The organism is Cupriavidus sp. CuC1 (genome assembly GCF_044627735.1).
GTDB classification, from domain to species: domain Bacteria; phylum Pseudomonadota; class Gammaproteobacteria; order Burkholderiales; family Burkholderiaceae; genus Cupriavidus; species Cupriavidus ulmosensis.
Map to the genome: position 1 here is coordinate 66,698 of NZ_JBIUHC010000032.1, position 7,375 is coordinate 74,072.

General features: G+C 54.6%; 7 protein-coding genes. All 7 read right to left on the reverse strand.

Annotation, left to right across the window (positions count from 1 at the left end; genetic code table 11):
* Positions 1-249 precede the first annotated feature (249 nt).
* Positions 250-645 carry a PIN domain-containing protein gene (locus tag ACGLHR_RS16185; RefSeq protein ID WP_400095149.1) on the reverse strand — a complete coding sequence of 132 codons (396 nt, stop codon included), beginning with the start codon at positions 643-645 and terminating at the stop codon, positions 250-252.
* Positions 642-887, reverse strand: a complete 246-nt coding sequence (locus tag ACGLHR_RS16190) for an AbrB/MazE/SpoVT family DNA-binding domain-containing protein (RefSeq protein WP_115214420.1) — start codon at positions 885-887, stop codon at positions 642-644. Before ACGLHR_RS16190 ends, ACGLHR_RS16185 begins: the two co-directional genes overlap by 4 nt.
* 478 nt (positions 888-1,365) lie before the next feature.
* Complete coding sequence (locus ACGLHR_RS16195; protein ID WP_400095151.1) at positions 1,366-3,420, reverse strand: CHAT domain-containing protein; 2,055 nt, start codon at positions 3,418-3,420, stop codon at positions 1,366-1,368.
* Entirely contained in the window at positions 3,350-3,820 is a 471-nt protein-coding gene (locus ACGLHR_RS16200) for a hypothetical protein (RefSeq protein ID WP_400095152.1), read from the reverse strand. Before ACGLHR_RS16200 ends, ACGLHR_RS16195 begins: the two co-directional genes overlap by 71 nt.
* A gap of 31 nt (positions 3,821-3,851) precedes the next feature.
* Entirely contained in the window at positions 3,852-4,715 is an 864-nt protein-coding gene (locus tag ACGLHR_RS16205) for a hypothetical protein (protein ID WP_400095154.1), read from the reverse strand.
* A gap of 433 nt (positions 4,716-5,148) precedes the next feature.
* A complete protein-coding gene (locus ACGLHR_RS16210; RefSeq protein ID WP_400095155.1) occupies positions 5,149-5,682 on the reverse strand; it encodes a hypothetical protein in 534 nt (177 codons plus the stop codon).
* 280 nt (positions 5,683-5,962) lie between these two features.
* Positions 5,963-7,258 (reverse strand): hypothetical protein, encoded by a 1,296-nt coding sequence (locus ACGLHR_RS16215; RefSeq protein WP_400095157.1) that lies wholly within the window; start codon positions 7,256-7,258, stop codon positions 5,963-5,965.
* Positions 7,259-7,375: the final 117 nt, after the last annotated feature.

Sequence of the window (7,375 nt, forward strand, 5' to 3'; positions counted from 1 at the left end):
GCGCGTGCCGAAGAAGTTGGCCGGCAGCGAGAGGCCTTTCGTCATAGCCGCGGGCCTGTTGGCCGCAGCCCGAGCAGTGCGGTCGGGAACCTCGCCGCGGACGCACGTCGATCTCGACGGTGTTAGAAGCCTGACACAAGCGAGCGCTTTCGTACACAAAACCGGGGAAGTGATGGCAGGCATTGAGCAGGCGGGTCAGCAGCATGGCGGGTAGGGAAGTGCGATCTTGGGAGGTGCCATGCTTTTCCCTTATTTTATGAGCCGCATTCCGGCGCCTTTTGCCGCTTTCGTGTCAAACGTCATCGTGTATTCACACTGCGCGTCGTGACACATCCGTTCGATAAGGCAGTCGGCGAAATCGGCCGATGAGCCGCCATAAAGGCGCAATGCCTTCCAGACTGTTTCCGCCGATTCGACTACCAATTCTTTCGTCCGTAACAGCGTCTCGACCACCTGCGTGATTTCATCGCGGTCCGCACCATAAGCCCGTCCCAATACCCACACGACTTCGACAAGGGCCACTTGGGTGACATAACCCGGGGAGTCAGCGGTCAGCGACTCGATCAGCTCGGTTGCCTGCTTAGCCTGCACAGGATCGTCTTGCGCGAAGTACCGGACGAGCACATTCGTGTCGAGACCAATCATCGGGCGGAAGCCCCCTGTTCCGCTATCGCTGCGTTCATGTCGTCGATCGAGACCGGCTTCGCGGGCTTGCGAATAATGCCCTTGAGAGCGGTTACCGAGCGGGTGGCAGGGACCACTTCATATCGTCCAGTTTGTTCATTGAGCACGAATTCGATCCGGTCCCCGGTGGACAGGCCCAGATGGGTCCGCACATCCACAGGAATCGTGACCTGCCCTTTTGATGTCATGGTTGCAGAAGCCATCGCACCTCCTTGCATTTGCATTCCTTACTTTATGGTAAGGAATGCAAATAGGCAAGCGCATTCTCTCTCATCCTTGTATCGACACCACCAAGGCGTAGTTGGAGCGGCCTCCGGGTCACACGCAGCGCTAGTTGCCTAGACTTTCATCCCACCTTCTCCATGGCCTCCAGTTGATCTCGTCTGCGGCATCAAGCCGCACCACTGGCGGCGATCTTGAGCTTCATGATGCTGCGCGCTTCCTCGGGTTCCTCCCAGGTTAGCCAGACGGGTGGTTGTGCCGGGGCACGAACACAACGCATCAGTAGCTAATGGTTACGTTGATCTGGGCGGTGTACGTTCCAGGTGCCGGCGCCGTTTGTGGTGGCACCCGGCTATATCCCACATAGACTTGTTGCTGGCCCGTGCCCGCGCCCGGTAAGCGTGACGGCCGGCAAGCTGGCGCGGCTGCGCGCTACATCGGCCCACTGGAGGCTATGCCCTATTGAAAGAATGCGGCCGATCCCCAAACCTCAATCGCCGAGAAGTCCTCCTCCTGATTGCGCAGTCGCGTCGTGAGTTCGAATTCCCGGCCATACATGTCTTCGAGCTCCATCCCTACGTTGGCAGCCGGCTTTGCGATGGCCCGCAGTGTCCTTTCGAACGCCTCGAAGTACCGGACTCCATTAGCAACGTAGTAGGCCAAACTGGCTCCGAATCCGGCAGAAGGATACGGCCGAACAGGCCACAAATGAGAGATCGTTGCTTGGGCTGGACCGGCTAGGCCTGGTCCCAAGCCAACGCGAGGTAGCATCCCTCGCTCAGCAAATCTAGCACCGTCACACACATTCAACACGAGCAGACGCCTCCCTTCGAAGCTGGGAATACGGTCCCACACATCCTCTAGTTTCACGGCGCTGTTGTCCGGAGCGAGATGCAGCCGAACGTCATGGGGAGCCCAGTGATCGAACTCTCCATGCGATGCGATCCAGAACACGTCATACTCGGCGTTCTGATATTCCGCCAAGAAGTCGGCGGGAGTGCAGGTCTCGAGTGTAACGCTTCGCACCGTCGCTCCTATTTTCTCGAACGCATAGCGGACCATCTCTAGCTCCATAGGCTCCGTGATTGTTCCACCCCCCCAGATCAGAACGGACCGGGGAACCCGATCCTCGCGGGGGCGGCCGAGCGACGAAGCAATCGGCCATGTCCGCCCCCAATTTTCGAGCTGCACAGCTTGAATCGGATGACACTCAGCCGGCAAGATGAGTTGACAAGTTGGCGCTCCCGGCACCACCACGTTGTCTGGGCAATACGCATTACGCAGCGCGCTGGAGAGGCCCGGCTGGCGCTCCTGAGGCATCCCTGGGCGTTCGGGAATTGGCAGACTACTGTTGTCAGCATATGCCACCGTCGCATAGGTTCCGAGAAACTCATTCATGCTACGTGACACATCAACAAGGGGAGCCTGCGTGTCGCGTTCGTACTCCCGCTTTTCGCCGCCGCAAAGCAGCGTCGTCCCTGTTTCCCCAAAGGGGACAGTGATCAGAACGTCGAGCGAGTTCAATGGATCAGTCGGATGATCCTGCTGGTACCAGGTCTGGAGACCGCGGAGCAACAGTCCGGCTTCGCCCATGGCAAGCGTGCGCACAAAGTAAGGTGCAACATACTCGACGGTTTGGCCCGAGTCTCGAGTGGCATCCACACCCGATAGACCTTGATTGCGTTCTGCACGCACTAACGCCATTTGCGCAAGAAGCGCTTCGGCGTCCGATGGACCATGCTCGTCAACCCTAAGCGTTGTCGCCATCATTTGCGCCTGATAGAGGCCAGAAAGGTGAGGTCCAAACTCCGTCAGGGTCCGCGTGGCCCAGTATATCTTGTCACGGCTCGAAAACCGCCCAGCGTTGGTTGCGAGAGTTAGACAGAACAAGTACCGCTGCTCCGCCTGAAGTTCTTGGCGAGAAACCAGTTCTTCGATAAAGGGTGTCATGCGTTCTGCCCGATCGAGCGACTCCTTCGCGGCCCAAGTCATCATCAGGCAACCCAACATAATTTCCTGCATATCAATGATGGCCGGCGGTTGGGACATTAGCCTCAAGAAGGTTCTGGCAGCGTATGGCCGGAGCGCATCACAAATCGATTTTATGGCGGTCCGCCTTCGCGCATAATCAAAAAGACCGTTAAAGAAAAGCACGTTGACTGGCGTGAAGCCAGGCCAACCCCTGATCTCAGGGTGCCGGTGGAACTCCGCCATGCGACCGATATTCATCTCCTGAACAAATGAGCGAATCGGACTATCCGCAAGTGACCACTGAATCCAATCTCCCATCCGACTGACTTCGTTTAAACCTTGCGAATAATGCAACGAAATCGACGCAATCACAAACTGTTCAAACTCAACATACAATCGCTCCGGGTGCTCCAGTTCTCGACCTTTTTCTACGTATTCTTGCAGGACGTCCCATGCTAGATCGGGTTCAGATTCAACCGCCTTCCCTCTTGCGAAGGTTTGATCCAGGCGAACCCACAGTGAAATCAAATCTTGCTTGTTCATGAATGTAGTTTTCTGCACTCGCGTGAAGCTGAGTGCCATTGATCTGCCAGAAACCAATCAAAATTTCGCGGGACGCACCTGCTGAAATGACTCCCACGAAAACGCTAAAACACTGTTTCATCTCAGCAAATTGCCACTGCATTGAATCAGTACTCTCGCTCAGGAACCATCGTCCGTCTACATGCGCGGTAAATGACTTGTTCCTCTCCTTTTCCCAATCGAGAATCGGGCCGATGGCGACGCTGATCAAAGCAAAGCAGAGGGTGTGATAGTCCATTGGGATTGCGAGATTTTGGCGTCCTTGACCAGACTGTGCCGCATCAATCGCAATGCCGATTCTGAATGTGGACAACCATCCACTAGTGCGTTTGATTTCACAAAGACGCGAAGAGAAGCGCATCAATCGATCCGGGCTAGCGAGATGCGAGTGACTATTCAGGCCAACCGTCAGGGCCAGGAGCAACGAGTCCAAATGACATTGATGGGAGAAAGCCGCCAATCGTCCCAATTTCCCGGTACACATCAAAGCCGACATAGGGCGCCAGCGGATCTTTTGATAACGAAATCTTCAGATGCTTGAATCCTTCACGAAACGCCGAACAAAGCTGTAAATATCCGCCGATGGACCCCGGCTCGTTGTTTCGGAGAATTTCTGACAACGTAATGATCGGCGCACGCAACCAATTCCACGAGCCCTCGGCGAACTGGGACCGAAGAGAAAGCGTCCGCGTACGAATGAAATCCTTCCTATCACCCAAGATAATTAGTTCGCCCTCACCCACCGGCAACTCTTCGCTGGTGACAGAAGCGGGCACCTTCGCACTATTGGACACCCTGAAGACCTTAAAGCAAGAGCTTCTTCTGCAAAAGCCAAACAAGACCAGTTCACACCGTGCAGCAGCCGGGTAGTGTATGCCCACGCTGGCAATGTATCTTTCGGTCAACTTACGTGCAATTTCGGCGATTTCGGCCAACGAGGGTACCCGCTCTTCGAACGGATAGTCAGGCGCATCGTAGTAGTTAACCTCAGTGAGTTCGCCCAAGAATGTAGCAAGCATTTCCTTTACATTTGCACCGATTAACGTACTCCCTGCAAATCCGAAACCGAAAGACAGCACCCGCTTCGGATAAGTACGTGTGAAATCATCATTACGATAGCAGTTGGCATGAATAGCGAAGAGCTTTGGACAATTTTCCGTGAGTATCCCTCCGGGTCCGCATACCCGGGAGTCGCTTACCGCCCACATGCCCGGGAAGTAGTCTCGCGGGTTCATCCAGCACACAATTGAAGTCACGTTTTCCTTGATCTAACGCATCATTTGATTTGTTCGTGCCCGACCGAAAGCTTGTCCGCGCGCAACGTCGTCACCGAAGTCGTTCCGCGGCGGCAGACTCTTCTCACCTAGTTCTCGCACCACTATCCGAGATGGCTCTCAAGTCATCTTTGGTTGCATGTAGTTCAAATGTCAAAGAAGCCCCCCGACGGGCTGCTGCTGGCGTAGTGTCGCAGACTTCGCCACGGCGTACAGCCCTGGATTTGGTGAATGTCCTCTTTAGGTACGCCGGCCATCAGATACATGTCCCCATTTGATCGACGACCTGCATACCTCCGGCTGCGACTTGAAGCCTTCCTAGCGACCGGCGGTGCTGTCAGTACTAGCCTGTGGTGTTCAAGCCCAACGTGGTCGCTCGACCACCTTGTGAAGGAGGTAAGCACCGCTTCGCAACCTACGCGTTTGCAGCCTTAAGCAGTGCGATCGGTGGATTGCCGACCAGCACGGCGTCGATAAGATCCCAGCGATCCTCGTAGCCCTCCACGCTCCAGTGATACGGCCTACTGTGCGGCGGAATACTGACCGCCCGCACCGGATTGTCCCGATGAGCCTGCCCGGATTTGCCCGGAGTTATGAGCCAGTCGCCATGCGTCTTGGCTACATGCTCCGCCATATCGGCCGACGGCACGATGAAATAGCGGAAACGCTCACTGGAACCAATAGCAGGAATGCCGGCAAGCACCCAGAAGAAATTCGGCCCGAAGGCGCGTTCCGCCTTCAATCCGACGCTGCAGGTCTTCGTTCCAGGCACGAAGGTCTTCACCTGAATGTGAACGAACTTGGTCCCGGCCCGATTGCTGCACAGGATGTCGGTATTCGGTGTATTGCCGAGCGTGACGACAGCGGCATAGCCGCGACGGCACAGCTCACCAGCGACGTAGAATTGGCTGGCATTGCCGCGATGCGATTTGTCTCTTTCTGTTGTCATAGGAAGGCAGTTAGCGCAGAATAAGTTGATGCCCGTAAAGCAGTAGGCAATGTATCATCGCACTAAAATTTAATATATCACCGCACAAAGAGGGAAAAAATTAATCGTGCGCCAGTTTAGATCGATAAATCTGCTTGGTCTGGTGCTGGGCAGTACCGGTGTTTGAGAGGACGAAGAGGCCGGACTGCTTATGATTTGAATATTCCGGCAATGCTTTTGATGATTGGATACTTGCCCGCTCCAATAGTTACCTAGACGTCAACGTCAAGATCGTCAAGACCTACTCGGACTTGATCCTCCCCACTTTCGCAAAAATGAGACGGGCTTCCACTCGTCTATTAGCGGAATGGCACTCAGCAAGGGACTTGCCGTTACCAGTCATGGGACAGCTGATGTTCACCGGGAAGCGAGAGCCGTCAGAGAGGAGTTCTGGCTTCACTCTGTCAATTTTTATCCGCTCGGCAAAAATGGGCTCATTGCTCAGCTCACTTGCAACTGCACGAGCCCTGTCCAGCGCCAGCCTCTCGTTTCCAGCGTCGCCCAGTGGCATCGGGTCTGCATGCCCCGTGATCTGGACTTGTCGTAATACCCAGCCCCCAGTTTCCTTTGTGGGAGCCATGAAGCTACCTAGGACCTTACTACTTTCCTGTCGAATCCGCACAAGTTCGCTCTCGTCCGATGGCCGTGGGCTCCCGGATGCGAAATGCACAGTACGAGAAAGCTGGTGACATCGCAATCCGCTCTGACGAACAATCTGAACATCGTCAGACGGGACATCGAACTCGGCTGCAGCCTCGCCCGCTAGAGCAAGTAGGGAAATCTTCCCCATACCATGCCAGTACACGTTCACTGGAGAAACCAGTGCGGATCCAGGCCCAGATGGACAGATGCTCATTGTCGCGCCGTTGATCTCCGCTGTATCAATCAAGGTTTGCAACGCCTTCCCCGTCACGCGCAACGTAGCGTCGGACGCGCGTAAGCCAAGCTTTTCCATAACAAGCTTCGCCATACTCAGATTTGCTTGCGACACATCCCAAAAGAGCGGTATCAGGAGGGCCATACCAATCAAAATCGACTCAACGACTCGCTGCCTCCTGGCGCGTGCGCGTCGGTGTTCTTCATCGTTCTCTGCCGCTGCGGCTGCTCTCTTTTGATTTGCTCTATCAACACTCTTTGACACCAACTGCAACAGGAATCCTGCAACCGAAGTAGCGACAACGAATGCCACGCCTTGCCCTTTAAATTTGAATAATGCAAATAGCCCAATCAGCTGTGCCGTGAAATAGAAATAACTGCTCATCATGAACTGAATATAACTATCCCTCCGGGCCAACGTCACATTTTTCGGCTTCTTATTGGCACAAACTCGGCCATCCTCACCAACCAGATCAGCATTTAGAACGGCATTGTTTCTATGATAAATGCCGACTCTGTAAGCAAAAAAGACAATAGAGACAGAAATTGACGCCGCGACCCCAATGAACACTGAAGTAGAATATTTGGAATTCGGGATCGATGTAAATTCATAAATCGCCCACAATGCCACAAAGGATAGAGCCAACCCCAAAGGGCCCATGGCACAGAATATCAAAAACCAAACCGACCTAGCCCTCACCCCAATCCACCCAAGTTAAGCAGCGCAAAGAAGGCCGCGATTGATCAACGCAAGGTCTTGACACGTGAGGAGATTTGA

Bases quoted from the DNA above. Each gene is read 5' to 3' on its own strand.
- ACGLHR_RS16185 (WP_400095149.1), bottom strand. From the start codon at position 645: ATGATTGGTCTCGACACGAATGTGCTCGTCCGGTACTTCGCGCAAGAC.
- ACGLHR_RS16190 (WP_115214420.1), bottom strand. From the start codon at position 887: ATGGCTTCTGCAACCATGACATCAAAAGGGCAGGTCACGATTCCTGTG.
- ACGLHR_RS16195 (WP_400095151.1), bottom strand. From the start codon at position 3,420: ATGAACAAGCAAGATTTGATTTCACTGTGGGTTCGCCTGGATCAAACC.
- ACGLHR_RS16200 (WP_400095152.1), bottom strand. From the start codon at position 3,820: ATGCGCTTCTCTTCGCGTCTTTGTGAAATCAAACGCACTAGTGGATGG.
- ACGLHR_RS16210 (WP_400095155.1), bottom strand. From the start codon at position 5,682: ATGACAACAGAAAGAGACAAATCGCATCGCGGCAATGCCAGCCAATTC.
- ACGLHR_RS16215 (WP_400095157.1), bottom strand. From the start codon at position 7,258: ATGGGCCCTTTGGGGTTGGCTCTATCCTTTGTGGCATTGTGGGCGATT.